This is a genomic window from Advenella alkanexedens, from assembly GCF_019132845.1.
Classification (GTDB): domain Bacteria; phylum Pseudomonadota; class Gammaproteobacteria; order Burkholderiales; family Burkholderiaceae_B; genus Advenella; species Advenella alkanexedens.
Window position 1 is genome coordinate 106,329 of sequence record NZ_JAHSPR010000007.1, and the last position, 25,999, is coordinate 132,327.

Below are 25,999 nucleotides of genomic sequence, written 5' to 3' on the forward strand. Positions count from 1 at the left end.
AATACAGTCTGAAAAGGATTAAAACAATGACCGATTCAAAACAAGCCTTACCGGAAAACGGAAATACGGTGGATGAAGCACCGGTGTATGACCGGATTGCCCATGTTACCCGTTTGTTGCGTGACAGCCTGCGTGAACTGGGTCTTGAACCTAGTGTTCAGGCGGCTGCCAAGGCCATGCCTGATGCCCAGTCCCGTATTCGATATATTACGTCCCTGACCGAAAAGGCCGCCAATGATGTGTTGAATAGCGCGGAATTGGCCCAATCCCAACTGGGGCACCTGAAAGCGAGTGCCGTCAGCCTGTCTGAGGAACTGGTGCAGGCCATGCAGCCTGTTGAGCAGCCACAGGTCCAGTTGCCTGTGGAGCTGGCCAAAAATATCCAGGCCTTCCTGTCGGGTGTGAAAGAGGAAATCCGGCCGGTTGATACCGCCTTGATTGACATCATTACGGCTCAGGCTTTTCAGGATTTGACCGGCCAGGTGGCCAGCAAGTTGACGGTGCTGCTTGATCGCATCGAGCAGGAGCTGGTGCAGGTCCTGATTGAGTACATGCCCGAAAAATACAGTCAGGAAATGGATAAAGAAGCCCAGGCGGAAAACGCCTTGCTGAATGGTCCTGTTGTCGAGCATAAAGAAAACGGTGGAACCGTGCAAAACCAGCAGCAGGTGGATGATTTGCTGGCCCAGCTGGGTTTTTGAAGACCATTATGCTTTTTTACCTGCCTTATCCTGGCCATAACAGGCATTAAGGCGGGTTTTTCTTCCCTTACTCTTCCAATTGCCGTGCGGTCAAACCCGTTACACTAGTGGCAGTTTAGAATGCGCTCATTCCGGATAGCGCCATTTAACCGTACCTACCAGCATGGCAGAAGATAGCGACCTTGAAAAAACCGAAGCCGCTTCCCCGCAACGATTAAACAAAGCGCGGGAAGAGGGCCAGGTTGCGCGCTCGCGAGAGCTCAATACCTGCCTTATTTTGCTGGCGGGTGCCATGACACTTTGGGTCAGTGGCGGTTTTTTGTATGGGCGGCTGGTTTATATTATGCGAACCACCATGCACTTTGATTGGACGCTCAAAAGTGCGGTAGAAAGCCTTGCGCCAACCATGCTGGACAGCTTTTTACATGCCCTGACAGGTTTGTTTCCCTTGTTTGTGATCTTGGTGGTGGTTGCCATCGGCTCGTCGGTGGCGCTGGGGGGGCTGGTTTTTTCAAGCAAGGCCCTTACCCCCAATTTTGGGCGCATGAATCTGTTTAAGGGACTGGGGCGCATGGTGAGTGCCTCAACTTGGATTGAGTTGCTGAAAACCCTGCTGAAAGCGGCCTTGATCGGTGGCGTTGGGATAATGGTTATCAAATCGTATTTGCCACAAATGCTCGCCCTGTCTCATTTGTCCCTGCCAATGGCATTGGCCAAAGGGCTGGGGATGGTTTTGTTTTGCTGCGCTACCATTATTGGCTCCTTGTTGCTGATTGCACTTATAGATGTGCCCTGGCAAATGTATTCACATGCCAAAAAACTGCGCATGAGTAAAGAAGAAGTCAAGCGTGAACATAAGGAAAACGAGGGTGATCCGCATATCAAGGGCCGAATTCGCCAGCAACAGCGTGAAATGGCACGTCATCGCATGATGAGCAGTATTCCCGATGCGGATGTGGTGGTTACCAACCCGACCCATTATGCTGTGGCACTTAAATATGAGCAGGACGGAGACCGCGCGCCACTGGTGATTGCCAAGGGTACCGGAGAAATTGCCCGTAAAATCCGTGAAATTGCCGCAGAAAATAATGTGGTGCAGCTGGAGGCGCCGGCATTGGCCCGCGCCCTGTATGCCAATGTCGAGCTGGAACAGCCCATTCCGGAAGCGCTGTTTGCTGCCGTTGCCCAAGTGCTGGCCTGGGTTTATCAATTACAGCAGTACCGGCAGGGAATGGCTGAGGAGCCGGATCGGCCCGTGAATTTACCGGTGCCGCCCGAGCTTGACCCGCAGTCCGGGCAAACGCAGACAACTGCGCGGTAAAATGCCTCTTGATCCTGCAAAACCCTGAATGACCTAAATTATTGAGTATATGAACAGTTTTTTTTCCTCACTGAAATTGCATGCGGCAGACTCCAGAATGCTGGCCGGTCCGGTGCTGATTGTCATGGTGCTTGCCATGATGGTCCTGCCTTTGCCGCCGTTTTTACTGGATCTGTTTTTTACTTTTAACATTGCCTTGTCCATCATGATTCTTCTGGTGGCCATGTTTACCAAAAAACCGCTGGATTTTGCCGCATTTCCATCGGTCCTGTTATTTGCTACGCTACTGCGTCTGTCACTGAACGTGGCGTCCACCCGTGTAGTTTTGTTGCATGGGCATACCGGGCCCGATGCCGCCGGTCAGGTTATTGAGGCATTTGGTCACTTTCTGGTGGGTGGAAACTTTGCTGTTGGTATTGTTGTTTTTGCCATTCTGGTCCTGATCAACTTTGTGGTCATTACCAAGGGTGCGGGCCGGATTGCCGAAGTGGGTGCCCGTTTTACGCTGGATGCCATGCCCGGTAAGCAAATGGCGATTGATGCCGACCTGAATGCCGGCCTGATTGCCGAGGATGATGCGCGCCGAAGAAGGGCGGAAGTGGCACAGGAAGCGGAGTTTTACGGTGCCATGGATGGTGCCAGTAAATTTGTGCGTGGTGATGCCATTGCCGGCCTGATTATTATGGTGGTCAGTATTGTGGGCGGGCTGCTGGTAGGTGTTATGCAGCACGATCTCAGTTTTAGTGAAGCCGGTCAGGTGTATACCTTGCTGACGATTGGAGATGGTCTGGTTGGACAAATTCCCGCACTCATCATTTCAACCGCGGCGGGTGTGGTGGTGTCGCGTGTGGCGAATAACCAGGACGTTGGCCAGCAAATGATGGGCCAGCTGTTTTCCAACCCGATGGTGCTTTATATTACGGCAGGCATTATTGGCATTATGGGCATGATTCCCAATATGCCGCATGTTGCCTTTTTGTCACTGGCCGGTTTCTTTGCTTATTTGGGCTATCGGATACAGAAAAAGAATGAGGCACTTGCCATGCAGGGACCTGTCCAGGAAGTCGAGGCCACGCCTGCGGATACCGCTGCCAAGGAAGCCCGCTGGGATGATGTGACCCTGGTGGAGCCCTTTGCCATGGAAGTGGGTTATCGCCTGATTAGTCTGGTTGACCAGGAGCAGGGGGGAGAATTGATTTCCCGTATCCGTAGTTTGCGTAAACAGTTTGCCCAGAATATGGGTTTTCTGCCACCTGTCGTACACATTCGGGACAATCTGGAGTTGCACCCCAGTGAGTACCGTATTTTGCTGTCTGGCGTTGAAATTGGTAAAGGTCAGGTTCAGCCCGGTAAATGGCTGGCGATTGATCCGGGTGGGGTGGAGTTTGAGCTGACCGAAGGTGAAAAAACCACTGACCCCACCTTTGGACTGACCGCGTACTGGGTGAGCGAGGATGTGCGTGAGCGGGCTCAGGTAATGGGCTATACCGTGGTAGATGCCAGTACGGTGATTGCGACCCATATTAACCAGTTGCTGACACGGCACGCGGCACATTTGCTGGGCCGTCAGGAAGTGCAGCAATTGCTTGAGCATATTGGTAAGGAAGAGCCCAAGCTGGTTGAGGATTTTGTGCCCAAGGCGGTGTCCCTGACGACCTTGCATAATGTATTGCGAGGTCTGTTGAGCGAAGGGGTGTCTATCCGGGACATGCGTACCATTGTTGAAGTGCTGACCGAGTGGGGGCCTATTTTGAGTGGGCAGACCCAGCCAGGTATGATGATAAATATAGAGGAATTGATTGCGCGGGTGCGCACGGCACTGGGCAGGGCCATTACTCAGCAGTGTTTTGGGGATGCGGTCGAGTGTAATGTGATTGGTCTGGCACCCCAGTTGACACAGGTCCTGACGCAGGCCCTGACCACGAGTGGTTCACTGGAGCCGGGTCTGGCCGATAACCTGCATACGGAAACTGAACTGGCCCTGCAAAAGCAAACCGTTCACAACTTGCCACCGGTCCTGGTGGTGCCACCGGTATTGCGTGCTTCACTGGCCAAGTTGTTCAGGTATGGATTTCCGCAGTTGACCGTGCTCTCAAATACGGAAATTCCCGAAGAACGGTACCTGAAAGTGACGTCGGTAATTGGTGGCTGATATGGGCCAGGTTCAGGCCTATGGATTTAAGCGCTTGCCAGAGGTTTGCCGGTACTGACCGGCTTGCGCATGCCCTTGTCATCATAGGTGTGTTGCACGCCTGCGGCACGGTTAAGGGAGTCAAGGGCATCCTGGTTGTATTTCAGGTAGCTGTGAATCATGATGGCATTGCTTTCATTCAGGCTTTTTGCCTGTGAAACAAGCTCGTTATAGTTGTTCCATTGTTTGGCCAGATCGCCCTGTTGTTGCGGGTCAAGCTTGTCAATGACAGCTGACAGGCTATTTTGTGTATCTGAAACTGGAAAGCGGGACTGAACCAACTGCATCCTTACTTTGTAGGAAGCTTCCAGTTGTTGGCCAATTTGCCATTTTTTTTGTGCCAGCTCACGCAAGGGTTCGGGCGAGCTGAATGCCATGAGCGCTGCGCATTCATCATTCAGGACTTGCAAAAACTGTTTTGCAATTTCTGTTTCCAGCACAAGCTGTTCCAGGATTTGGCGGGACAGGGTAGATGAATTGTTATGGACGGTCATGGGCAAAAAGTGATTAACTCAGTATGTCAATGGCATCTTGTAAAATGCCTTCGGCAATACGTGTGGGGTTGATATTAAGCGTGCCATTGGCCAATGCCTGGCGAATAGCCTGCACGCGCTCAAGGTCGACATCATTTTCCGGGCTGGTAAGGTCACGGGCAACCGGGCTTAAATCCACCTTGGTGCTGCTGTCGGGTTGTACGGCGGCCGGTGTACTGGCGGACGCGGGCGTACCTTGACGGGAAGCGGGTTTGGTAGAAACCGCCGTTGTATGATATAGCGAAGCGGGAGAAATTTTCATGGTCATGATCTTCGGGTCTGCCAAGAGGGTAAAAACCACCATGACAGCACTAAAACAGTTGGCTTATCGGTATTAACGGATGGATTTTTGAAAACTTTAGCCAAAGAGCAATTTTTTCTGCCGTTAATGCGTTGATTATAAGCCAGGGTTGCCATCATGCTGCCTAAAAAAGCACATTAACCGTGTTGGCATTAATAACCGTTCCCATGATGACCTTGCCGGAACTGGTTTTAACCTGGATGCTGCCACCCACGTCTGCCGTGGTAAGGGCCTCTCCCTGCTGGGTAACGGTAAGGGCGCCTTGCCTTACCTGAAGTCGCACTGGCTGTCCTTTGCTGATGGATTGCGGGCTGCGAAGCATGTTTAGCTTAATGGGGCGACCGGCCGGAATACGTGTAGTGGCAATATGCCCCAGTAATTGTTCGGGGCTTGTGCGGGAGCTTGCCTGCAACTTCAGCAGATCACCCTGTTTTTCTTCAATATGGTTGGGCATGAGGGTTTGCCCGATATCGATGTTTTGGGCGGCAACGTAATAATTGCCTTCAATTGAAAGCGAGGCACGCAAGTATTCGGTTTTTCCTGAATCCATGCAGCGAATGCCTACGGACATTGAGGAGCGTAAGGTGCCTTTGTTGGGCAGGAAATACACCCGGTCATGGCAGCTTTCAAATGATTGGGCCTTTGGTACGCTGACATTGATAGTGGGGATGCCATCAAGTGTGGAAGCCTGTTCGGCAAGATAGTCTTCCGTTTCCTGCATGATGGCCTGCTGCAGCCCGGATATCTCATTGGCATGAGAAGCGCTGCACAAGGCAGCCAGGCAAAACAGGACCAGGCCGAGTGTTTTAAGGCCGGATCCAAATAATTTTGTGCGAACCAAAGTCATTATCTTGTTCATAAGTTGAATTCTATCTTGGGGCCGTATTTTTGATTAGCCTGAATTAAGCAGGAAAACCCCTGTTTACCTTTCCTTTGTATTGCCTTCGGATGGCTTAACATATTGACTGTAATGGCTTAATTGTATGTTGCGTTAGCAGCAGGAACAGGCACTATGGACAGGATTGGTAACGAATTCAAATTTTTGCAGACCGCAGTCGGTTTGCGCCAGCAGCGGATGGAATTGCTTTCCACCAACATTGCCAACGCGGATACGCCCAATTACAAGGCGCGCGACTTCAGTTTCAAGGAAGTGCTTGCACAGGCAAGCGAAGCGCAAAAAGGCCTGGGTGACACGCAGCTTACCCTGACCTCGGCACGTCATATTCCGGCAGCGGCAATGGGGCCTTTGCAGTTCTCGCCCCAATATCGTCTGCCAACGCAAAACAGCCTGGATGGCAATACGGTTGAAATGGATATGGAACGCGTGGCTTTTGCGGATAATACCATGCAATACCAGGCCACCCTGACGCTTTTGAACGGCAAGATTAAATCCATGTTGTCCGCTTTGCAGCCTAATTAATGGGAAGGAAATAGAATGTCTGACATGATGAGTATTTTCAGCATTGCGGGTTCGGCACTGAATGCGGGTTCGCAGCGCATGAACGTGACGGCCAGCAATATTGCGAATGCCGATAGCGTGGCTGGGCCCAATGGGCAGCCTTACAAAGCCAAGCAGGTGGTTTTTAAAATGCAGCCGCTGGGCAATGCTTTCAGTCAGTATCCGATTGGGGGCGTGCAGGTCAGTAATGTGGTTGAAAGCCAGGCGCCCATGCGCTTGCAATATGATCCGCAAAGCCCTTATGCAGACAATAATGGTTATGTCACGCTACCCAATGTTGATGTTGTGGGTGAAACGGTCAACATGATTGCGGCAGCCCGTTCTTACCAGGCCAATGTGGAAGTGATCAATACGGCCAAGACGATCATGATGAAAACACTGACTCTTGGTCAGTAAAAGGAAAAAGGCAACTTATGACTATCATCAATCCAACCAGCGGTGCCAGTTCCCTGAGCGGTGGCGCAAGCAGCCTGGGCACAAGCAGTATCGCAGAAACACAAGAGCAGTTCCTGACCTTGCTGGTAACTCAGTTGCGTAACCAGGATCCCCTGAACCCCATGGACAATGCCGGCATTACGTCGCAGCTGGCCCAGCTGTCTACCGTAAGTGGTATAGAAAAGCTTAACCAGACCGTTCTGGCCCTTACCGGCCAGCTGGATGTGTCGCAGTCAATGCAGGCTTCAAACCTGATCGGCCGCCATGTATTGGTGCCCGGTGAAGCCATCAAGCTGGGTGAAAGTGGTGTGGCCACCCCTTTTGGGGTTGACCTGATGGGTGCAGCCGCCAGCCTGAAAGTGGAAATTGTGGATGCCGCCGGCAATCCGGTACGCACCTTCGATTTGGGGCCCCAGAATGTGGATGTCATTTCCATGCAGTGGGATGGTCTGGGCGATAATGGTACGCAGGCACCGGCGGGCAAATACACGGTTCGTGTAACGGCTCTTGATGCGGCCAATAGTTCCGTTCCTGCCGAGGCATTGCAATATGGGCAGGTACAAAGTGTTTCTTACAGCACCGAAGGCATGAAAATGGACTTGGGGCTGACCGGTCGTTACGCGCTGACTGATCTGCGTAAAGTAATGAACTGAAGATTAATTTTTTATAAGTGATTTTTTATCATGGCATTTGGACAAGGTTTATCAGGCTTGAACGCCTCGGCACAGAATCTGGACGTGATTGGAAACAATATTGCCAACTCGGCCACGGTGGGTTTCAAGGCATCGTCAGTAGCATTTGCCGATGTATATGCTTCATCACGGGTGGGTATGGGCGTGCAGGTTGCGGCCATTAACCAGCGCTTTACCTTGGGTAATATCTCTTCAACGGGTAATTCGCTTGATTTGGCCATTGATGGTGAAAAAGGCCTGTTCCGTTTGGTGGACACCAGTGGAAACGTGTCTTATACACGTAATGGTCAGTTCCAGGCAGACCGTAACAATTACATTGTCAATAGCAGCGGGCAGCGTCTTACCGGTTACATTGGTGAAAACAGCACCTTGCTGCAGGAACTGAAAATCCCGGTTGGCAATATTCCTCCCAAAGCAACGCAAAATACAGGCTTGATCACCAACCTGGATGCCAATGCGTCCATTATCTCCATTACCGGTTCTCCTGAAGTGTTGGGCGAAGTTGCGCTGGAGTCTGGTGGCGTTACCACGACCTATAATTTTCGGGTAAGCAGTACCGGTGGCCTGACCTGGACCGATGCGGCCGGTGCCACTGTACCGGCACCGCCAGATGGCACTTACACCAGTGGCACCTCAACCGTCACCCTGTCAGGCGGGCAGGTGGTTAGCGGGGGCCTGGACCCCACAGTGGCTTATCAGCCCGCACAGCAGGCAAGACCATTTTCACCGGCTGATCCGGCCAGCTTTACCCATTCGCTGAACATGAATGTGTATGACTCTTTGGGCAATGCCCATGAGCTGACCCAATACTTTGTCAAACGTGCCGGTACCACTGGTACCGAAAGCGAATGGGATGTTTATTACTATATGGACGGGGTCCCGGTGGATGCGCCTGCCGGTGGTGGCCCGTTACCCATGACCTTCGACAGTATTGGCCGTTTAACCAGCAGCAATACTTTAATGGTCACGGTTAACCAGCCCGGTACCGCAGCCGCCCCGGCAGAACCATTGGTTATTAGAATGGATTACACTGGTACCACGCAGTTTGCCGGTGCTTTTACGCCCAACTTTGTCCAGGACGGCTATGCAACGGGTGAATATAACGGTTTGTCCGTTTCTGCGGATGGTGCCATTGTGGCCAATTACACCAACGGTGAATCACAGGTCATGGGTTACGTGGCGCTGGCCAATTTTAACAACCTGAATGGCCTGCAGCCCATCGGTGGCAATGCCTGGCAGGAAACCCGTGACTCAGGCCCACCGGTTTTTGGTAAACCGGGTACCAACAGCCTGGCTCGTCTTAAAGGGCAGGCGGTTGAAGAGTCCAACGTGGATATGAGTTCCGAATTGGTGAACATGATTATTGCCCAGCGCAATTATCAGGCCAATGCCCAAACCATTAAAACCCAGGATCAGATCTTGCAGACCCTGATCTCCCTGCGTTAACCGGCAGGAGTGAAATAAATGGATCGTGCCATATATACAGCCAGCAACGGGGCAGCCAGAATCCTGGAGCAGCAGGCGGTTCTGTCCAATAATCTGGCGAACGTGAACACGCCGGGCTTTCGGGCCCAGCTTTCGCAATACCGTTCCACACCGGTGGTCAGTCCCTTAATTGGCAGTGCTGAAACCACCCGGGTGCTAACGGTGGCCACCACCTCGGATAGCGATATGGAGCAGGGGGCGTTTATGACCACCGGCCGTGACCTGGATGTTGCCATTCAGGGTGAGGGCTGGTTTGCGGTGCGGGCCCTTGATGGCTCCGAGGCGTATACGCGTGGCGGAAACCTGCAGCGTAACGCTGATGGTCTGCTGGTGACGGGGGGAGGCCTGATGGTGTTGTCTGAAGATGGCCAGCCCATTGAAATTCCCGATGCGGCCGCGATTGGTATTGAGCGTTCTGGCGGTATTAACGTCTTGGCCGCAGGTGATGCGCCCACCGAAGTGCAGCGGGTGGTCAAATTAAAGATTGGTGATCCAGGCAATGCCCGCATGGTGCGTGGTGATGATGGTCTGTTCCGTGCCGTCAACGCCCAGGGGCAGCAGGTTGAACTGCCTGATACCACACAGGTAACCGTTGTAAGCGGCATCCTGGAAGGCAGCAATGTCAGTGCCGCCGGCAATATGGTGGGGCTTATCCAGAATGCCCGTCGTTTTGAAATGCAAATGAAAGTTATCCAGGAACTGAGCAGCAAAGAGCAAAATGCGAACAGTCTGCTTTCATCGGCCGGGTAAACGCATTTTGCATGATTTTGTACTTAATTTATCATTGATTTAATCAGGAACCAATATGATACGCTCGCTATGGATTGCCAAGACAGGCCTTGAGGCCCAGCAAACCAATATGGATGTGATTTCCAATAATATTGCCAACGTCAACACCGATGGCTTCAAGCGCAACCGTGCCATTTTTGAGGACCTGATGTACCAGACCGTACGCCAGCCCGGCGCCCAGGTGGGCGATGCCAACCAGTTGCCTACCGGCCTGCAGGTGGGTATGGGGGTGCGTACCGTAGCCACCGAGCGTATCCATACCCAGGGCAATCTGAAAAATACCGGCAACAGTCTTGATATTGCCATCGATGGCAGGGGTTTCCTGCAGGTTGAAATGCCCGATGGCACCTTTGCCTATACCCGCAATGGTTCCCTGCAGCTGGACCAGAACGGCCAGCTGGTTACTGCAGGTGGTTACCCCATACAGCCGGCCATTACCATTCCCGATAATGCCTTAACCATTGAAATTGGCCGGGATGGTACGGTGTCGGTCACCCAGCCCGGTGCAACCGGCACGAGCATCCAGGTGGGCCAGCTGGAGTTGACCACTTTTGTCAATCCGGCCGGTTTGCTCAGCCTGGGTGAAAACCTGTATGCCCAAACCGATGCATCGGGCGCCGAAACCGTATCCACACCAGGTTTGGATGGCACCGGCAGAATTTTGCATAAATATACCGAAACCTCTAACGTGAACGTGGCTGAAGAGCTGGTTAACATGATTGCCACCCAGCGGGCCTATGAAATGAACAGCAAGGCCATTACCACTTCCGACCAGATGCTTGCCCGCCTGACCCAGATCTGATTGACTCACTCACTTTGCGATACCGCCTTATGTCTATGTCTTTTCGTTCGATTCGTCTGTTTACGGTTGGTCTGATTATTGCCCTGGCCAGTGGTTGTGCCATGGTGCCTCATCCCAAAATCGTGGATGGTCCCCTGACAGCCGAGCCCATGCAGCCCATGCCCGAGGTCCGGCAAGAGCCGGACGGTTCTATTTACCGGGGTGGACAGGCAGGCGTTTTTCCCTTGTTTGAAGACCGTCGGCCACGCAATGTCGGCGATATCGTGACTGTGGTGATTGAAGAGAAAACCAATGCCTCCAAGCGTGTGGCAACCACCACCAATCGTAACAGCGGCATGGATTTTGGTGTAACCGCTGCGCCTGACTGGATGCCAAGCGCATTGTCTGCCGATGAGCGTTTTTCTGCAGACGGTAGCAACGATATGGAAGGCAAGGGTAGCAGTACGGCCAATAACATGTTCACCGGTAACATTACCACGACCGTGATTGGCGTGTTGGCCAATGGCAACCTGAAAATTGCCGGGGAAAAAGCCATTGCGATTAACCAGGGCAGTGAGCACCTGCGTTTTTCAGGGGTGGTTGACCCGCGTTCCATTACCGGCACCAATACCGTGTCTTCCACTCAGGTGGCCGATGCCCGCATCGAGTTTCGTAGCAAGGGTGTGATGGACGAGGTGCAAACCATGGGCTGGTTGCAGCGGTTTTTCCTGAACATTGCACCGTTCTAAGTGTTTAATACTCATAATTGGAGTTGCAGTTTGACAATGAAATCCGGAATCCTGAAACACCTCATGGCATTGGTCTTATGGGTCGGTGTGGCTCAGGGTTTTGCCCTGGCTGAACCGTTGCGAGACCTGGCCTCCATCCAGGGGGTGCGCGACAACCAGTTGATTGGTTATGGTCTGGTGGTAGGTCTGGATGGCAGTGGTGACCAGGTGCGTCAGTCGCCCTTTACCCAACAAAGCCTGACCAATATGCTGGCCCAGCTGGGTGTTACGGTGCCTGCAGGGGTCAATATGCAGGTTAAAAACGTGGCGGCAGTCATGGTAACGGCAACCCTGCCTTCGTTTGCCCAGCCTGGTCAATCCATTGACGTGAACGTCTCTTCCATGGGTAATGCCAAAAGCCTGCGGGGCGGCACCTTGTTAATGACCCCTCTTAAGGGGGCCGATAACCAGGTATATGCCCTGGCGCAGGGAAATATCGTGGTGGGTGGGGCGGGGGCCCAGTCTGGTGGCAGCCAGGTCCAGGTTAACCAGTTAAATGGCGGCATGATTACCGGTGGTGCTCTGGTGGAGCGCACGGTGCCGACACGTTTCAGCAAAGACGGTATTATCCGGATAGAAATGCATGATACCGATTTTGGTACCACTGAAAATGCCGTGGCAGCCATTAACAAGGTTATGGGCGCAGGCGCGGCAAGATCCGTGAACGGACGCGTCATTGAGGTGCGTGGCCCCATGGTTGAATCGGCGCAAGCCGCTTTTCTGGCCCGTTTGCAGGCTATTAATGTCACGCGTGCAGCGGCACGCGCCAAGGTTATCGTGAATGCGCGTACCGGTACCGTGGTCATGAATCAGTCGGTCACCATTGATCAGGCTGCCGTGGCTTTTGGCAGTCTGGCCGTGGTCATTGACCAAAGTGTTGATGTGAACCAGCCCAATACCCCTTTTGGTGGCGGGCAAACTGTTGTTACACCCAATACCAATATCCAGGTTCAGCAGCAACAGGGCAAATTGCAAATGGTGAATCGAGGCGTGCGTCTGACAGATGTGGTGCGTGCCTTAAATGCCCTGGGTGCCAGTCCGCAAGACCTGATTTCTATTCTCCAGGCATTAAAAAGTGCCGGTGCCCTCAGGGCCGATCTGGAAATTATTTAGTTAACAGGAGTCGCCATGACAATTACCAGTTATATCCCCCGTCCCGGCGTGAGCCGTTCTGCTCCACAGTTTGTCATGGACATGAATTCGCTGCACCAGCTCAAGCGCCAGGTGGCCGGGCAAATGAATACCTCGCTGGAAGATATTGAAAAAGGCGAAAAAGAAGTTGCCCAGCAATTTGAGGCCCTGTTTATCCAGACGCTGTTAAAGCAGGCACGTGCCACGCGTCTGGGGGAAGGGATGTTTGACAGCGACCAGACCCGTTTGGTGCAATCCATGGCCGATGAGCAAATGGCGCTCAATATGGCTTCGGGCAAAGGCATTGGCCTGGCCCAGTCCTTGCTGGAACAAATCAGGGAAAGTGGTTCGGCAGCCTTGCTCAATGCAGGCAAGTCAATGGATGCGGGTGATTTCACCAGTGTTGATAAGGCAACGTTGATGTCGATGCCAGTAGAACACAAGGATGCGATTGGCGAACTGATTTCTTCTTTGGGTAATCGGGTGCGCATTTTTGCAAAAAACGTGGCTTCGGTGATTGGTGTCGCGGATGATGCACCGGAACGCATCAGCAGCTTTGTTGAGAAAATGGGTCCTGCTGCCAGTGCGGCATCGGCCAGTACCGGGATTCCCGCTTCACTGATTTTAAGTCAGGCCGCGCTTGAGTCAGGTTGGGGACGCCGCGAAATTCTGCATGAAAATGGACAGACCAGTTATAACCTGTTTGGGATCAAGGCAACCGGAGGCTGGAAGGGTAAAGTGGTTAATGTAATGACTACCGAATATGTCAATGGGATGGCAAAAAAAATGAAACAGCCTTTCAGGGCCTATGATTCTTATGAAGAGTCGTTTGCCGATTATGCCCGCCTGATTAGCCAGAACGAGCGCTATAAGCATGTATTGACGGCAGAAAATGCCCATGAAGCGGCCCGGCAGATCCAGAAAGCCGGTTATGCCACAGACCCCAAATATGCCAGCAAACTGATCAATATTATGGGGTATTTTGAAGACCGTTCGTTGGCGTCCAATACCGCGTCCCTTGATAAAAACCGGATTTCCACCATTTAAGCTGGTCAGCGCGCTTTTTTTGGTGCCTTGGCTAAACAATTGGATTTTTCTGCCGTTAACCAACAGAAAGACAAGTAATATTTATTGACGGAAAATTATGAATTTGGCCAAACTTGGGTTAACCGCCCTGAATACGGCGCAGGCTCGCCTGACAACAACCAGCCATAATATCAGCAACTATGATACCCCCGGTTATGTCCGGCAGGAAACCCTGATCTCAACGGCAGGCGCTTCCTCAACGGGTAACGGTTTTTTGGGCCGTGGTGTTGCGGTGGATACCGTTCGTCGTGCTTATGACTCTTTTCTGAACAGTCAACTTGTTAACAATGAAAGCAAGGGGGCATTGCTGGCCGCCTATGGTGGCCAGATTGCGCAACTCAATAATGTGCTGGCAGATCGCACGGTGGGTATCGGGCCAGCCATCCAGTCGTTTTTTGACGGTGTCAATGCCGTGGCCAGTAACCCGGCCGATCCGGCTTCCCGCCAGGAACTGTTGGGCCGTACCCAAACCGTCGTAACCCAATTCAATGAACTGGGGCAGTTCCTTGATCAGCAGCGTGGTGAAATCAATAATCAGATTGACAACTCGGTTATTTCCATTAATGCCCACCTTAGCCGCATTTCCGAATTGAACCAGCAAATTGTGCAGGCCAAGGGGGCGAATCCTCATCATGAACCCAATGACCTGCTCGACCAGCGTGATTATGAAATAGCACAACTCAACCAGATTGTGAATGTCAACGTGGTTGAGCACGACAACCAGGTCAGTATTTCAGTGGGAAATGGCCAGCAGTTGCTGAGTCAAAATAAAATTTATCCCTTAACAACCGGACCATCGGCAGAAAACCCCAAAAATACCGTGGTGTATGCCACCATTCCGGTGGGTAAACAGGGTGAAGTCGTTAAGGTTGAGTTGGACGAAACCAAAGTAACCGGCGGTTCGCTGGGTGGTCTATTGAAATACCGTCGCGAAAGCCTGGAAGTTGAACAGCGTGAAGTAGGCCAGCTTGCCACTGCGTTTGCCCTGTCCATGAACGAGGCCAATGCCAAGGGCCTGGACTTGAAAGGTGAGCCCGGTCAGGCAATTTTCAATGTACCGGCTCCGGTGGCCATCGCCAATTCCCAAAACGTGGGTAATGTAAAACTCACGGCCACTTTCCAACCTGATGCCGCAGGTAAAATACAGGCTTCCGATTACGCCATTTATTTTGATGGCAATACTTACACGGTTACCCGCGAAAGCGACAACCACATTATTCATACCGGTGCCACGCTTGAGGGCGTTGCGGTTGACGGCATGCAATTGAAAATGGAAGGTGGTGTTCCGTCGGCCGGTGATCGCTGGACCTTGTCTGCGGTTGCCAACAGTTCGGTACAAATCAGTGTGGCCATTACCAATGGTGACCAGTTTGCCGCCGCCGATGCCGAAGGTGGCGTGGCCAACGGCAATAATGCCCTGGAGATGGCAAAGCTGCAAAGCAAAAAAGTGTTGGGTGGCACGAAAACCTTTAATGAAAGTTTTTCACAAATCGTCAACCGGGTCGGCGTTCAGGCCCAGCAAAACGAATTCATGATTGCCTCCCAGAATGCCCTGACCAAACAAAGCTATGCGGCACAACAGGCTTTGTCAGGGGTTAACCTGAATGAAGAGTACATCAATCTTGAAGCTGCCCAGGAAATGTTCCTGGCCGCTTCGCGTATCATCGAAGTCAGCACAGTGCTGATGGACACCATTTTATCTTTGAAGTAGGGGTTTAGGCATGCGCATAAGTACCAGCCAGTTTTATAAAACAGGATTAAGCACCATCAATGCCCAGCAAGCCCGGCAACTGGATATTTTTACGCAAATCGGAACCGGCAAGAAAATTGTTTCTCCCAAAGATGATCCTCTGGGAGCGGCCCGAGCATTGAACTTGTCCAACAATATGGCCATTAATGACCGTTTTGCCGAGAACCGCAGCATTGCCACCCAGAACCTGGCTTTTGAAGAAAGTATCCTGAGCGAAGTCGCCACCACATTGGTTGCCATCAAGACAAGAATTGTGGAAGCGGGCAATGGCACCATGGCCGATGCCGATCGGGCCACGCTGTCCGAGGTGGTGAACAGCCTGCGCAACCAGGTGCTGGGTCTGGCCAATAGCACCGATGGTAACGGACAATATATTTTTTCCGGCAACCAGTCGGACCGTGCCGCTTTTGCACCTGATGCCAACGGCAAAATCAACTGGCAGGGTGATCTGGGCAACCGGGCGATCCAGGTCAGTACTTCGCGTCAGTTGAGTTCGGCCGATACCGGCTATGCGGTATTTACCCGGGCCGTTTCCGGCGAGAACAGCTATTTGACATCGGCCGCCCGCACCAATACCGGTACCGGGCATATCAGTGCGCCCAATATCAACGATCCGAAGGGCGCCAATGTCGGCAACAATTTCAGTATTGTTTTCGGTGGCACACCGCTAAGCTATACGGTTGAAACGCGTAATGCCGATGGCGTGGTACTGGGTACGGATGGGCCAAATGTTTATGATGCCAGCCAGGCACGACTGGTATTGCCCGGCGGTGTGGATGTTGTCTTTTCCGGCACGCCTGCCGAAGGTGATACATTCAGCGTCAATTATGCCCAGAATGAAGATATCAATATCTTCAACACCCTTGATGAGCTGGCTGCCGCCCTTAACACACCGACCAGCACCGATCCGCAAGCGGCCGCCCGGTTGAGCAATGTGATGTCGTCGGCCATTCAAAAAATTGAGGCCAACTACAATACGGTGCTGACCACCCGTGCCTCAATTGGTACACGAATGAATGAAATCGAGTCGCTGAACATCAGCGGTGAACAGCGCAGACTTGATTTCAGAGCTGAAATTTCAGCCATTGAAGATGTTGACTTTTATGAAGCAAGTACCGAACTGGCCATGCGTGGTATGGCGCTTGAGGCTGCATCCCTGGCGTTCAAGAAAATTCAGGGTCTTAGTCTGTTCAAGACTTTAGGTTGATATTGGAGTTGGTACCATGAATTTTTCTGCAATACAAATTAAATCAAGCCTGCGCATTTTGGTGGCCATTATTATTTTGGGTACTTTTGCCGTGCTGGCAATGGCTGTTGTCAGCAATTTCCAAAGCACCACTTCTATCCAGACATTAAGCCAGGCGCTTGCAGAGTATGCCCCGGCCGATGTGGCCCTGAAAAACACAAAGCTGCTTGAGCAATCCGAAGACAATACCCGCTATGTGATATTGACATCCGCGGTGATTGCCTTGCTGACCCTGTTATTTGCTTTCTTCGTGCATCGCCTGTTAACCGCGGTGATTGTCAAGCCGTTTGCCCGTGTGGAAGATTACTTCAGCCGCATGGCCAGGGGTGAACTTAACCAGAACATCCAGGTGGTTGGCAACAATGAAGTGGCTCGCATCATGCGTGGTCTGGTGGACATGCAGGACAAACTGGGCAGTATTGTCGACCAAGTGCGTGATAACCTGAATGTCATTAATGAAAACGGTGACAAGCTGGGTGAGGACAATCTGAATTTAAGTGCGCGTACCGAGCAGCAATCGGCTGCTTTGCAAGAAACCGCAGCCAGCATGGAAGAGCTTTCCAGTACCGTTAAGCAGAATGCTGAAAACGCCCGTCAGGCCAATCAACTGGCGGTTCAGGCTTCGCATGTGGCGGAAGAGGGAGGCGAAGTCATGCGAAAAGTGGTTAGCACCATGGAAGAAATCTCCGTGGGTTCCAACAAGATTGCCGATATTGTCAGCATGATTGACAGCATTGCTTTTCAAACCAACATTCTGGCCATTAATGCCGCGGTTGAGGCGGCACGTGCCGGTGAGCAGGGCAATGGCTTTGCCGTGGTTGCGTCTGAAGTGCGTGCGCTTTCCCAGCGCAGTGCCGAAGCCGCCAAGGAAATCAAGCTGTTGATTGATGCGTCGGTAGACAAAGTCGGCGATGGTGCCAAACTGGTTGGCCAGGCCGGTGAAACCATGAGAAATATCGTGACATCCATTTCGGAAGTCACCACCATCATGGGAGAGATCTCTTCCGCGACCGAAGAACAGGCCAGTGGGATTGACCAGATCAACCGTGCCGTGATCCAGATGGATAACGTTACTCATCAGAACTCGCAACTGGTTGATCGCCTGGCTGCCTCAACGCAATTCCTTAATGAGAAAATTGATGAGGCCATGAATACGATGTCGCTGTTTGTGACCAAAGGACATCGCTCATTTGTGGATGGGGCAATTTATCAGTCCCAGAAAACCAGTGTTAAAAACTCATCTCCTGCACGGATTGCCGTCAATAAAGAGACGCCATCGTTGTCATTGCAGGAGGCCTGGAACCAGCGTATGGAATTTGGTGAGCAAGACGTGCCTTTGTTGACCGAAAGGCCCGATAAAAACTTGCGTTCACCGTTCAAGCTCCATAAAAAAGAAGATGACTGGGTTTCTTTTTAATTAAAACCCATTCATGATACGCCCCATCTGTTCAAACCCATTGAAGAAAAACACTTCAAGGAATTGATTCAGATAGGGTAAAACGGTCATTAACAGCATCATGCTGAAAGTGAGCGTGATGGGAAAACCCACGGCAAACACTGAGAACTGTTGCGCGGTTCGGTTAAGAATACCCATGGCCAGGTTAATCGTGAGCAGGGAAATAATCAGGGGGATGGCAATCAGCATTCCTGCAATAAAAATTTGTGCGCTCCATTCGATCAGCAAACCAATACCATTCAATTGAAGGGTGGCATCGCTGATGGGAAGAATTTCAAAAGACCGTGCCAGGCCTGAAATTAAAATAAGATGCCCGTTGCCGGCAATAAAAATAAGCATGGCCAGGGCATTGAGCAGACGTGACATGACGCTGGTATTGCCACCGTTGGCCGGATCAAAAAATGACGCAAAAGAAAGGCCCATTTGCAGGCCGATCAATTCACCGGCCATATTCACCGCGGCAAATACAATACGCATGCTAAAACCCATGGCCATGCCAATCACAATTTGTTTGGCCATCATGATCATGGCAGCCCAGGAATCGGGCGGGATGGTTTCAAAAGGGCCGATAAACGGTGAAATGGCCACCGTTAAAATAACCGAAATGCCAATTTTGACCATCACGGGAACGGTAGATTCACCCAGTACGGGCGAGCTGCCCACAAAGGCCGCAATGCGACACATGGGCCACAGGAACAGGCCAATCCAGGTGTACAGTTGATCCAGTGTGAAGGTAATCATAAAGAAACAGGCAAACCGCTTTTGGCAAGCCAGGCCGGTTTATTGTGCCAGGTTGGGGATGGACACAAACAGTTCGCGAATGTAATCAGTAAGCGAACCGATCATCCAGGGCCCCAATAGCACCAGGACAGCACCTACGGCCAGAATTTTGGGAATGAAAGACAGCGTCATTTCGTTGATTTGCGTTGCCGCCTGGAAAATGGCAATAACCAGACCCACCACCAGCGTGGTAATCAGCAGGGGGGCTGCCAGCGAAAAAGCCAGACGTAAGGCGATATACGTCATTGACATGATGGATTCTGAAGTCATGCAAATTCCTTGTAAACAGGTACGGGCCGTGATTATTGGTAAAAGCTGCGCGCCAGGGAGCCCAACAGCAAATGCCAGCCATCAGCCAATACAAACAGCATGAGTTTGAACGGCAGGGAAATAGTAACCGGTGGCACCATCATCATACCCAAAGACATCAAGACGCTGGCAATCACCAGGTCGATAATCAAAAACGGGATGAAAATCGTAAATCCGATCTGGAAAGCGGTTTTCAGTTCACTGGTCACGAAGGCCGGAATTAAAATACGCATCGGTACGGCTTCGGGACTTTCAAATTCATTAATATTGGCCATATCGGCAAACAGCGCCAGATCGCTTTCCCGGGTTTGTCCAATCATGAAGGCATGGATGGGGCGGGAGGCCCGTTCAACAGCCTGCTCAAAGGTAATCTGGCCGGCATTCAGGGGAGCATAGGCATCTTCGGCAATCTGGTCCAGCACCGGTGACATCACAAAAAAAGTCAGGAACAGGGACAGCCCGATAATCACACTATTGGGCGGGGAAGCACCGGTGCCCAGTGCATTGCGCAACAAACCCAGCACAATCACGATGCGGGTAAAACCGGTCATCATTAAAATGACGGCAGGCAAAAAGCTTAAGCCGGTTAGCAAAAGCAGGGTTTGCATGCTAAGTGAATAGGTTTGCGAGCCGTCGGGGTTGCTGGCGCTGGTTAAGGCCGGCATGGCCACCTGGGCAAATGCCGGATCGGCCATTAACAATAAGGCGGGCAACAGGCAAACCAGCAGCATTTTAATGGGTAAATGCCGCTTCAGGGTATCACGAAAAGTCATTTTTCCTTCAGGGGAAGCGGACGTGGCTGGCACTTTGGCGGATGATGAATGGCCAGTCGTATCGCTGTCATGCGTCTCGTTTTCAGGTGGGGTTTCAGGGGCTGGCATCTTATGCAACAGATTGATTTGCTGGGCAGTCACACCCAGCACCAGTTGCTCGTTACCGGCTTGCACCACCACCACCTCTGTTCGTGGTCCCAACGGTGTGCGGGAAATAACCGGCAAGGCGGAATTTCGTCTTATTTTTCCCAAGAGCCCGGTTTTGCGGGCCACCATGCCAAACAGGATAATACAGAACAGTACCAGCCCAAGCGCGGCAAAAACCCGGATAATGGCCAGTTGATCCATCGTTATCCCTTAATTCTGGCTAACCGCAGTTTAACGGCGGTTGAAAGGGCGGTTCAGGCGGTTCAGACGTTCTGCCGGAGTGATGATATCGGTTAGACGAACGCCATAATTGCCGTTCACGCTTACAATTTCACCTTGGGCAATAAGCATGCCGTTGATCAGGACGTCCATGGGTTCGCCGGCCTGGGCGCTAAGCTCAACCACCGAACCCTGTCCCAGTTTCAGAATGTCCTTGATGGGCAAACGGGCACGGCCCAATTCAACGCTAAGCTGAACCGGAATATCCTTGATAAATGAAAAATCGGGGTGGATTTCTTCGGCTGGTGGGGCAGGATCAAACGACTCGAAAATGGAGTCGTGTGTTTGGCTTGCCGTTGCACTGGCCTGTTCGGCCATGGCTTTTTCCCATTCACTGGCCAGGTCGTCCTGGTTAATATCATCAGGTGGAGTAGTATTGCTCATGGTTTTTTCAGTTTAAATAGGTTTTTCAGCGTTAAGAGGAGCAGCGCTCAGCTCATGATCATCAAGTAAAATTTCATCATCAATGGTGGTCGTGTCTTCAATTACCACTTTGGGTTCTTCGGGTGTGTCAAAAGTTGGCAGTTCAAGACGCTTGATCACGCTTAGTGCATAGTGTTTGTTATAGGTGCCGTATTTGGCACTGATAACCGGAATGCCATCAACAGTGGCTTCTATCTCGGTGGGCAACCTGATGGGCAAAACGCTGCCTTCTTTCAGTGCCATTAATTGTTCCAGCGTACATTCGGCAGTGGTGAAGTTGGCCACCAGCTCTACTTCGGTCTCGGGTACCTGGCCCGACAGCTGGCGCAGCCATTTGTTTTCATTACCCTTGACGCTCTCATCCTGAAAAGGCTCGGTTAACAAGTCCTTCAGGGGTTCGATCATGGAATAGGGCAGGCAGACATTCAGCAAACCACCAATGGTGCCAAATTCGATGCGAATGGGGGTAACCACCACGACTTCGTTGCCACTGGCAATATTGGCAAACTTGGTGTGCATTTCAGAGCGCAAGTAGTGGTATTTGATGGGATAAACCGGCTTCCATGCATGCACATAGCTTTCCAGGGTATGCATGAGCAGACGATGAATGATGCGTTGTTCGGTCGCGGTGAAGTCGCGGCCTTCCACCCGGGTGTTTTGTTTTATCTGTCCACCAAACAGGGTTTCGATAATCAGGAAAACCAGGGTGGGGTCAAAGCAGAACAGGGACAGGCCGCGCAGGGGTTCGAGCCTGACCATGTTCAGGTTGCTGGGCACGGGCAGATTGCGTTCAAATTCGGCAAATGTCTGGATTTTAATGGGCAAAACCGAAATATCGGCATTGCGTCGCATGAAACTAAGCAAAACGGCCCGCAGGTTGCGGGCAAATCGTTCATTAATCAGCTCGAAGGTTTGCATTCGCTTGCGAATGACCCGTTCAGGTGACGACAGGTCATAAGGGCGAACGCCATCGGGGTACACCGGCTCTTCAACCTCGATCTTGGGCGTTGGTGTACCTTCTATTTCTGCAAAAAGGGAATCTACCTCGTTTTGAGATAAAAACGTATCATAAGCCATTTTTATTGCACAACAAAATTGGTAAACAATACATCGGTAATGTGCTGAGTATACGCCTCTGGATAGAAGGCGGGCAGCAATACACGTTTGACCGCCTCTTTAATCTGGTCGGGAGTTGCTTTGTCATGAATGGTTTCAGGGTTCAGGGAAGACAGCTCGATGAGGATGCGACTGCGGGCTTCAGGCAGATACTTGGTTACCCGCTCCATGCTGGCCTGGTCTTCAAAGCGCAGGGTAAAGCCCACATACAGCACCCGTGAAAACCCGTTGCGGTTAAGGGTGACGGTAAATGGATCCAGTTCCAGGAAAATGGGGCTGCTACTAACCATGGGAACGTGCGGGGCGGCAACAGGCTGAGCAACCTGCTGGCCTTGTGTTGGCTGGACGGGCATCATTTTGCCCATGTAATACCACATGGCTGCACCCCCTATGCCAAGGCATAGAATGATGATGATGAATGTCTTGAAAAAAGAACCCGACTTCGGGCTTGAATTATTTGTCTCTTTGCTCATGAAAGGCCATTACCAAATCTAAAATAACACCAGGATCAGCGTATATTATCGCCCATAAATCATCAAGCCATTGCCTGGAATAAAGGGGGTTTTCTCCCTTTATAGACCATTTGACGGATTATGCCAAAATCGGGCCAAGGCTTGGCCGTCAGATTTTACCAGGCAAATGAACCAATCAGGCAAATGTCTTGATCAGTCCGTCATGTTGGCGTGGTTGCGTGGTTACGGATTCGCCAGCATCAGACAGGATGCCGGTGCCGCCTTCAAGGTGCCTGGTGGCACCTGCCGTCTTATTGTCTTCCATGAAGAAACTGTCCTGCCGGTCTTGCTGGTCGACATGGGCCTGTCCCAGGGAAAGCCCTTTTTCCTGCAGGGCCTGGTGCAAATCGGCCAGTGAATTTTCCAGTGCCTGGCGAACCGCGGCGTTGCTGGCCACAAAAGCGGCCTGGGCCACGCCATCCTGGATGCTGATGGACACTTTAATAGGGCCCAGCTCGGGTGGATCCAGTCGCATTTGGGCAATGTGCGTACCATTGGCCTGCTGCCTGAAAAACAGGCTGGCCTGGGTAGCCAGTTGCTGGGCCATGGCCTGAGACCAGCCCGGATGGTAAAAAGAGGTGCCAATGGAAATAAGCGGGCTGGCGGGAGCCTGCGCCGGCGTGTTGGCCGCCGTGGCGCTAATGGCCTGGCTTGCATTGGCGTTGATATTGGCGGCAGCAGCTTCAGACAGGGTATTTACAGCCTGGTTGAGCAATGGTTGGGGGGTGGTTTTAAAACCCGGGTTTCGAGGGTCGGTTGGGTCGGCGGTGACGGTATCGGGGGACAGGCGGCCAAACAGGGTATCGCGCACTTGATCGGTGGCCTCTTTGGTGGCATTCAGGTTGACGGCCCGGCCAGCCAGATTGTGTTTGTCGAGCGCAGCCAGCTGTTCAGCGTCAAGCCGGGTATTTTCAGTATTGCGCAAGGTATCGGCCTGCTCTTGCCCGGAACCGGCCAGCTTGTTTTTAACAAACTGTGCCAAAGCGCCCGAGGTGGCTTGTGTTTCCAGGGGGGCGTTAAACGGATTTTTACCGGACAGGCGACTGGCCAGGTTTCTTTGAGGTTCGATCAGCTGGCTTAACAGGGTATTTTCAAGCGATGGCATGCCGCCCTTGTCGCCTGTCAGGGCATCTGCCCCAGGGGAGCCTTGCTGAAAAAAGGCGTGTTCCGCCAGCACATTGACTGGCAATACTTCATTCGTGATTGGCGCGGCATCCGGGGCCTGTTCCGGCCTTGTCCGGTTTTCCGTATCGGCGGTATTGTCGCTGGCGGCTACCTGATCTGTCTGGCTTGTCTCGTTATCGGGTGAACTTGTGTTTTCCGTGTGATTGGTGGCCTTGCCATTGTCGGCCTTGCCTGAAGCCGGCTTGTTTTGACTGGCGGTACGGTTGATGCTTTGGCTGTTTTGGGTATTGCCTTGCGTGTTTGCCGGTGGGGAAGCGGGCTTGCTTTGCGACGCGGCAGGGGCCTGCATGGCCAGAATGCCTGAAAAGGTATTATTGGCGCCGGACGCCTGATGGTTGTCAGCCCCTTCCGTTTTCAGGAGCTTGCCGGTGCTCAGGCTATTACTGATTGTTGTCATTCTCATACCCATAAATGTTAACCACCTGACTGTTGCCGCCTGCTGGCTAAATAAGCACGTGCGGCAAACTCGTCGTTCATTTTCTGTTCTTGCCGGTTGGCAATTTTCAACTGTTCCTGTTTTTTGCGGTCTATCAGTGCCTGCATGGAGTTTACCTCACGACGGGCCTCAAACCAGGCTTCCCGTTCTTTTTCAACCTGTTTTTCAAGCTGCGCAATAATGACCCGTTGTTGCCCCAGCGCTTCTTCCAGGGTTGAAATGAACTTCTGGAAATTCACGCATTGAGCCGAGCTCATGCCTTCCTGCAGGCGGTTCTGAAGCCGGGCAATATAATCCAGCCGGTATTGCTCAAGCATTTCAAGCTGTTTGGTGGACTGGGTAATATTGGCTTCGGTTTGTGCCACCACACGCGCCCGATCGTCCATTTTCTGAACGGCCAGTCCATGCAGGGTCTCAAAAGAATCGCTATTATGGCTCATAAGGTCAGTCCTGCAAACAGACGGCCAAGTTCCCGTGTCGCTTGTTCCATATCAACCTTTTCATCAATATCCTGCATCAGGAACTTGCGCAGGAAAGGGTAGCGGTCGATGGCGGTGTCAATTTCAGGGTCATTGCCTTTTTTATAGGCGCCCACGGCCAGCAAGTCCCGGTTGCGCTGGTACATGGAATACATTTGCTTGAACTTGCGGGCCATTAGCATATGTTCCTTGCTGACCACGGCCGTCATTACCCGGGAAATGGAGGCTTCAATATCAATGGCCGGATAATGCCCGGTTTCGGCCAGCGAACGGGACAGCACCACATGGCCGTCCAGAATGGCGCGTGAAGAGTCGGCAATCGGATCCTGCTGGTCATCGCCTTCGGTAAGGACGGTATAAAAGGCGGTAATTGAGCCTGTGGTTTTTCCATTCACATTTTTACCATTGCCGGCCCGTTCCACCAGGGCTGGCAGGCGGGCAAAAACCGATGGCGGATAACCTTTGGTGGCCGGGGGCTCGCCAATGGCCAGGGCAATTTCACGCAAGGCCATGGCATAACGGGTTAAGGAATCCATAATCAGCAAGACATGTTTGCCCTGATCCCGGAAAAACTCAGCCAGCCGGGTGGCATACACACACCCCTGGATGCGCAATAAGGGTGATACATCTGCTGGTGCCGCGACCACCACCGAGCGGTGCATGCCGTCGGCACCCAGGTTTTGTTCAATAAATTCTTTCACTTCCCGGCCACGTTCACCAATCAGGCCCACCACAATCACATCGGCCTTGGTGTAGCGGGCCATCATGCCCAGCAAAACCGATTTACCTACCCCGGAGCCGGCAAACAGCCCCATACGTTGGCCTCGGCCAACGGTTAGCATGCTGTTAATGGCGCGCACGCCGACGTCCAGCGGGGTGTCAATGGGCGCCCGGTCAAGTGGATTAATATACGTGGCGGCCAATGGTGCCGACCAGGCATTTTCAAATGGGCCAAGGCCGTCCAGCGGTTTGCCGGCGCCATCCACCACCCGGCCCAGCAAAGAAAAACCGACCGGCAGGATGTGACCGCCCTGGTTGCTTAAATTGGCATAGGCATCATCATCCGCCTGCAAGGGAACCCGCGGAGGTAACGGGGCTTCAGCGGCTTCCACCCGGGCATTGGGCGGCAGGCCGGAAATATTGCCATAAGGCATCAAAAACAGGGTGTGCCCCTGAAAACCCACCACTTCGGCCTCGACCCATTGGTTGCCCACCATTTGAATACGGCAGGCGGCCCCCAATGGCAAGGCCAGCCCACTGGCTTCCAGCACCATGCCGGTGGCACGGATAATGCGTCCGGAACTGGTTTGGAGCGGACTGACCTCAACCCGGCTGGCGGCACGCTTAAGCTGGTCTTGCCAGGCGGCAACACCAGAAATGACGGGGGCTTTGGCAGGGGTGGGCGTGTTCACGGC

The 25,999-nt window shown here is 52.3% G+C and carries 27 protein-coding genes; 15 read left to right on the forward strand and 12 right to left on the reverse strand.

What is annotated here, in order from left to right; translation table 11 throughout:
• The first annotated feature begins 26 nt into the window (after nucleotides 1-26).
• From KU392_RS10305 to flhA, 3 genes are all read left to right on the forward strand, one after another.
• Nucleotides 27-701 (forward strand): protein phosphatase CheZ, encoded by a 675-nt coding sequence (locus KU392_RS10305; protein ID WP_169294912.1) that lies wholly within the window; start codon nucleotides 27-29, stop codon nucleotides 699-701.
• A gap of 163 nt (nucleotides 702-864) precedes the next feature.
• Nucleotides 865-2,022: a flagellar biosynthesis protein FlhB gene (flhB, locus tag KU392_RS10310; RefSeq protein WP_217735225.1), complete on the forward strand. Its 1,158-nt coding sequence runs from the start codon at nucleotides 865-867 to the stop codon at nucleotides 2,020-2,022.
• Between the two features lie 49 nt (nucleotides 2,023-2,071).
• Nucleotides 2,072-4,174, forward strand: coding sequence for a flagellar biosynthesis protein FlhA (gene flhA, locus KU392_RS10315; protein WP_217735226.1), 2,103 nt, complete (start codon nucleotides 2,072-2,074; stop codon nucleotides 4,172-4,174).
• A 26-nt stretch (nucleotides 4,175-4,200) separates the two neighbouring features.
• On the opposite strand, the gene flgN is transcribed toward flhA, so the two are convergent.
• From flgN to flgA, 3 genes are all read right to left on the reverse strand, one after another.
• The gene (gene flgN / locus KU392_RS10320) at nucleotides 4,201-4,707 is read right to left on the reverse strand and encodes a flagellar protein FlgN (protein ID WP_217735227.1); all 507 of its coding nucleotides are present in this window, start codon (nucleotides 4,705-4,707) and stop codon (nucleotides 4,201-4,203) included.
• Between the two features lie 13 nt (nucleotides 4,708-4,720).
• Nucleotides 4,721-5,008: a flagellar biosynthesis anti-sigma factor FlgM gene (flgM, locus tag KU392_RS10325; RefSeq protein WP_217735228.1), complete on the reverse strand. Its 288-nt coding sequence runs from the start codon at nucleotides 5,006-5,008 to the stop codon at nucleotides 4,721-4,723.
• A 163-nt stretch (nucleotides 5,009-5,171) separates the two neighbouring features.
• Nucleotides 5,172-5,894: a flagellar basal body P-ring formation chaperone FlgA gene (gene flgA, locus KU392_RS10330; RefSeq protein ID WP_217735229.1), complete on the reverse strand. Its 723-nt coding sequence runs from the start codon at nucleotides 5,892-5,894 to the stop codon at nucleotides 5,172-5,174.
• 165 nt (nucleotides 5,895-6,059) lie between these two features.
• Between flgA and flgB the strand changes: the two genes are divergently transcribed.
• The 12 genes from flgB (at nucleotide 6,060) to KU392_RS10390 (ending at nucleotide 18,106) form a co-directional block, all read left to right on the forward strand.
• Complete coding sequence (gene flgB / locus KU392_RS10335; protein ID WP_217735230.1) at nucleotides 6,060-6,467, forward strand: flagellar basal body rod protein FlgB; 408 nt, start codon at nucleotides 6,060-6,062, stop codon at nucleotides 6,465-6,467.
• 15 nt (nucleotides 6,468-6,482) lie between these two features.
• Nucleotides 6,483-6,902 (forward strand): flagellar basal body rod protein FlgC, encoded by a 420-nt coding sequence (gene flgC / locus KU392_RS10340; protein WP_169294905.1) that lies wholly within the window; start codon nucleotides 6,483-6,485, stop codon nucleotides 6,900-6,902.
• Nucleotides 6,903-6,919: 17 nt separating this feature from the next.
• Complete coding sequence (locus tag KU392_RS10345; protein WP_169294904.1) at nucleotides 6,920-7,594, forward strand: flagellar hook capping FlgD N-terminal domain-containing protein; 675 nt, start codon at nucleotides 6,920-6,922, stop codon at nucleotides 7,592-7,594.
• Between the two features lie 30 nt (nucleotides 7,595-7,624).
• Complete coding sequence (locus KU392_RS10350; RefSeq protein WP_217735231.1) at nucleotides 7,625-9,079, forward strand: flagellar hook protein FlgE; 1,455 nt, start codon at nucleotides 7,625-7,627, stop codon at nucleotides 9,077-9,079.
• An 18-nt stretch (nucleotides 9,080-9,097) separates the two neighbouring features.
• Nucleotides 9,098-9,868, forward strand: coding sequence for a flagellar basal body rod protein FlgF (locus KU392_RS10355; protein ID WP_217735232.1), 771 nt, complete (start codon nucleotides 9,098-9,100; stop codon nucleotides 9,866-9,868).
• A gap of 55 nt (nucleotides 9,869-9,923) precedes the next feature.
• Nucleotides 9,924-10,709, forward strand: a complete 786-nt coding sequence (gene flgG / locus KU392_RS10360) for a flagellar basal-body rod protein FlgG (protein WP_169294901.1) — start codon at nucleotides 9,924-9,926, stop codon at nucleotides 10,707-10,709.
• A gap of 35 nt (nucleotides 10,710-10,744) precedes the next feature.
• Nucleotides 10,745-11,437 (forward strand): flagellar basal body L-ring protein FlgH, encoded by a 693-nt coding sequence (locus KU392_RS10365; RefSeq protein WP_169295006.1) that lies wholly within the window; start codon nucleotides 10,745-10,747, stop codon nucleotides 11,435-11,437.
• A gap of 36 nt (nucleotides 11,438-11,473) precedes the next feature.
• Entirely contained in the window at nucleotides 11,474-12,589 is a 1,116-nt protein-coding gene (locus KU392_RS10370; RefSeq protein ID WP_169294900.1) for a flagellar basal body P-ring protein FlgI, read from the forward strand.
• 15 nt (nucleotides 12,590-12,604) lie between these two features.
• Nucleotides 12,605-13,654, forward strand: a complete 1,050-nt coding sequence (gene flgJ, locus KU392_RS10375; protein ID WP_217735233.1) for a flagellar assembly peptidoglycan hydrolase FlgJ — start codon at nucleotides 12,605-12,607, stop codon at nucleotides 13,652-13,654.
• Between the two features lie 97 nt (nucleotides 13,655-13,751).
• Nucleotides 13,752-15,404: a flagellar hook-associated protein FlgK gene (gene flgK, locus KU392_RS10380; RefSeq protein ID WP_217735234.1), complete on the forward strand. Its 1,653-nt coding sequence runs from the start codon at nucleotides 13,752-13,754 to the stop codon at nucleotides 15,402-15,404.
• A gap of 10 nt (nucleotides 15,405-15,414) precedes the next feature.
• On the forward strand, nucleotides 15,415-16,650 hold the full coding sequence (gene flgL, locus KU392_RS10385) for a flagellar hook-associated protein FlgL (RefSeq protein WP_217735235.1): 1,236 nt from the start codon (nucleotides 15,415-15,417) through the stop codon (nucleotides 16,648-16,650).
• A 16-nt stretch (nucleotides 16,651-16,666) separates the two neighbouring features.
• Nucleotides 16,667-18,106, forward strand: coding sequence for a methyl-accepting chemotaxis protein (locus tag KU392_RS10390; protein WP_217735236.1), 1,440 nt, complete (start codon nucleotides 16,667-16,669; stop codon nucleotides 18,104-18,106).
• Here the strand turns inward: KU392_RS10390 and fliR are convergent, their stop codons facing one another.
• The 9 genes from fliR to fliI all read right to left on the reverse strand — a co-directional run bounded on the left by fliR (nucleotide 18,107) and on the right by fliI (nucleotide 25,996).
• A complete protein-coding gene (gene fliR, locus KU392_RS10395; protein WP_169294895.1) occupies nucleotides 18,107-18,886 on the reverse strand; it encodes a flagellar biosynthetic protein FliR in 780 nt (259 codons plus the stop codon). It lies immediately after the preceding gene.
• Between the two features lie 39 nt (nucleotides 18,887-18,925).
• On the reverse strand, nucleotides 18,926-19,195 hold the full coding sequence (fliQ, locus tag KU392_RS10400) for a flagellar biosynthesis protein FliQ (protein ID WP_169294894.1): 270 nt from the start codon (nucleotides 19,193-19,195) through the stop codon (nucleotides 18,926-18,928).
• Nucleotides 19,196-19,227: 32 nt separating this feature from the next.
• Complete coding sequence (gene fliP / locus KU392_RS14385; RefSeq protein ID WP_169294893.1) at nucleotides 19,228-20,355, reverse strand: flagellar type III secretion system pore protein FliP; 1,128 nt, start codon at nucleotides 20,353-20,355, stop codon at nucleotides 19,228-19,230.
• Between the two features lie 30 nt (nucleotides 20,356-20,385).
• Complete coding sequence (fliN, locus tag KU392_RS10410) at nucleotides 20,386-20,817, reverse strand: flagellar motor switch protein FliN (protein WP_169294892.1); 432 nt, start codon at nucleotides 20,815-20,817, stop codon at nucleotides 20,386-20,388.
• A 12-nt stretch (nucleotides 20,818-20,829) separates the two neighbouring features.
• Nucleotides 20,830-21,933, reverse strand: a complete 1,104-nt coding sequence (gene fliM / locus KU392_RS10415) for a flagellar motor switch protein FliM (RefSeq protein WP_169294891.1) — start codon at nucleotides 21,931-21,933, stop codon at nucleotides 20,830-20,832.
• 2 nt (nucleotides 21,934-21,935) lie between these two features.
• Nucleotides 21,936-22,445 carry a flagellar basal body-associated FliL family protein gene (locus KU392_RS10420; RefSeq protein ID WP_169294890.1) on the reverse strand — a complete coding sequence of 170 codons (510 nt, stop codon included), beginning with the start codon at nucleotides 22,443-22,445 and terminating at the stop codon, nucleotides 21,936-21,938.
• Between the two features lie 175 nt (nucleotides 22,446-22,620).
• Nucleotides 22,621-24,066, reverse strand: a complete 1,446-nt coding sequence (locus KU392_RS10425; protein ID WP_246587429.1) for a flagellar hook-length control protein FliK — start codon at nucleotides 24,064-24,066, stop codon at nucleotides 22,621-22,623.
• A gap of 17 nt (nucleotides 24,067-24,083) precedes the next feature.
• On the reverse strand, nucleotides 24,084-24,545 hold the full coding sequence (gene fliJ, locus KU392_RS10430; protein ID WP_169294889.1) for a flagellar export protein FliJ: 462 nt from the start codon (nucleotides 24,543-24,545) through the stop codon (nucleotides 24,084-24,086).
• Nucleotides 24,542-25,996: a flagellar protein export ATPase FliI gene (fliI, locus tag KU392_RS10435; protein ID WP_343212442.1), complete on the reverse strand. Its 1,455-nt coding sequence runs from the start codon at nucleotides 25,994-25,996 to the stop codon at nucleotides 24,542-24,544. The genes fliJ and fliI overlap by 4 nt, the downstream gene beginning before the upstream one ends.
• Nucleotides 25,997-25,999: the final 3 nt, after the last annotated feature.

Excerpts from the sequence above, each read along its gene's own strand:
- KU392_RS10305 (WP_169294912.1), top strand. The coding sequence starts at position 27 with ATGACCGATTCAAAACAAGCCTTACCGGAAAACGGAAATACGGTGGAT.
- flhB (WP_217735225.1), top strand. The coding sequence starts at position 865 with ATGGCAGAAGATAGCGACCTTGAAAAAACCGAAGCCGCTTCCCCGCAA.
- flhA (WP_217735226.1), top strand. The coding sequence starts at position 2,072 with ATGAACAGTTTTTTTTCCTCACTGAAATTGCATGCGGCAGACTCCAGA.
- flgN (WP_217735227.1), bottom strand. The coding sequence starts at position 4,707 with ATGACCGTCCATAACAATTCATCTACCCTGTCCCGCCAAATCCTGGAA.
- flgM (WP_217735228.1), bottom strand. The coding sequence starts at position 5,008 with ATGAAAATTTCTCCCGCTTCGCTATATCATACAACGGCGGTTTCTACC.
- flgA (WP_217735229.1), bottom strand. The coding sequence starts at position 5,894 with ATGACTTTGGTTCGCACAAAATTATTTGGATCCGGCCTTAAAACACTC.
- flgB (WP_217735230.1), top strand. The coding sequence starts at position 6,060 with ATGGACAGGATTGGTAACGAATTCAAATTTTTGCAGACCGCAGTCGGT.
- flgC (WP_169294905.1), top strand. The coding sequence starts at position 6,483 with ATGTCTGACATGATGAGTATTTTCAGCATTGCGGGTTCGGCACTGAAT.
- KU392_RS10345 (WP_169294904.1), top strand. The coding sequence starts at position 6,920 with ATGACTATCATCAATCCAACCAGCGGTGCCAGTTCCCTGAGCGGTGGC.
- KU392_RS10350 (WP_217735231.1), top strand. The coding sequence starts at position 7,625 with ATGGCATTTGGACAAGGTTTATCAGGCTTGAACGCCTCGGCACAGAAT.
- KU392_RS10355 (WP_217735232.1), top strand. The coding sequence starts at position 9,098 with ATGGATCGTGCCATATATACAGCCAGCAACGGGGCAGCCAGAATCCTG.
- flgG (WP_169294901.1), top strand. The coding sequence starts at position 9,924 with ATGATACGCTCGCTATGGATTGCCAAGACAGGCCTTGAGGCCCAGCAA.
- KU392_RS10365 (WP_169295006.1), top strand. The coding sequence starts at position 10,745 with ATGTCTTTTCGTTCGATTCGTCTGTTTACGGTTGGTCTGATTATTGCC.
- KU392_RS10370 (WP_169294900.1), top strand. The coding sequence starts at position 11,474 with ATGAAATCCGGAATCCTGAAACACCTCATGGCATTGGTCTTATGGGTC.
- flgJ (WP_217735233.1), top strand. The coding sequence starts at position 12,605 with ATGACAATTACCAGTTATATCCCCCGTCCCGGCGTGAGCCGTTCTGCT.
- flgK (WP_217735234.1), top strand. The coding sequence starts at position 13,752 with ATGAATTTGGCCAAACTTGGGTTAACCGCCCTGAATACGGCGCAGGCT.
- flgL (WP_217735235.1), top strand. The coding sequence starts at position 15,415 with ATGCGCATAAGTACCAGCCAGTTTTATAAAACAGGATTAAGCACCATC.
- KU392_RS10390 (WP_217735236.1), top strand. The coding sequence starts at position 16,667 with ATGAATTTTTCTGCAATACAAATTAAATCAAGCCTGCGCATTTTGGTG.
- fliR (WP_169294895.1), bottom strand. The coding sequence starts at position 18,886 with ATGATTACCTTCACACTGGATCAACTGTACACCTGGATTGGCCTGTTC.
- fliQ (WP_169294894.1), bottom strand. The coding sequence starts at position 19,195 with ATGACTTCAGAATCCATCATGTCAATGACGTATATCGCCTTACGTCTG.
- fliP (WP_169294893.1), bottom strand. The coding sequence starts at position 20,355 with ATGGATCAACTGGCCATTATCCGGGTTTTTGCCGCGCTTGGGCTGGTA.
- fliN (WP_169294892.1), bottom strand. The coding sequence starts at position 20,817 with ATGAGCAATACTACTCCACCTGATGATATTAACCAGGACGACCTGGCC.
- fliM (WP_169294891.1), bottom strand. The coding sequence starts at position 21,933 with ATGGCTTATGATACGTTTTTATCTCAAAACGAGGTAGATTCCCTTTTT.
- KU392_RS10420 (WP_169294890.1), bottom strand. The coding sequence starts at position 22,445 with ATGAGCAAAGAGACAAATAATTCAAGCCCGAAGTCGGGTTCTTTTTTC.
- KU392_RS10425 (WP_246587429.1), bottom strand. The coding sequence starts at position 24,066 with ATGACAACAATCAGTAATAGCCTGAGCACCGGCAAGCTCCTGAAAACG.
- fliJ (WP_169294889.1), bottom strand. The coding sequence starts at position 24,545 with ATGAGCCATAATAGCGATTCTTTTGAGACCCTGCATGGACTGGCCGTT.